This window comes from Pseudomonas baetica, from assembly GCF_019733355.1.
Lineage (GTDB): Bacteria > Pseudomonadota > Gammaproteobacteria > Pseudomonadales > Pseudomonadaceae > Aquipseudomonas > Aquipseudomonas baetica_A.
Map to the genome: position 1 here is coordinate 1 of NZ_JAIHLQ010000205.1, position 224 is coordinate 224.

The following is a 224-nucleotide window of genomic DNA, read 5'->3' on the forward strand; positions in this document are numbered from 1 at the left end:
GGTGTTTTGTCGGCCACGAGGTTTTCGTAGTTGCCGCCAGTTACGCCGGTGATCGCATTCGTCAGCGGCGCATGGCCGGTCAGTGCGTCATTTGGCGCAGTGGTGGTCACGGTGCCGGTGGTTTTGCCGACTTCAATGGTGATGTTCTGGCCGTTGGCCAGAGTCACGGTGACCGGCGAACCAGTGACCGGAGCACCAACAGTGGCGGTGTAAGTGACGGTGCC

Annotated in this window: 1 protein-coding gene; it reads right to left on the reverse strand. The window is 61.2% G+C overall.

Annotation, left to right across the window (positions count from 1 at the left end; translation table 11 throughout):
- On the reverse strand, positions 1–224 hold a 224-nt coding region (locus K5E40_RS34765), incomplete at both ends, for an immunoglobulin-like domain-containing protein (protein ID WP_221734467.1).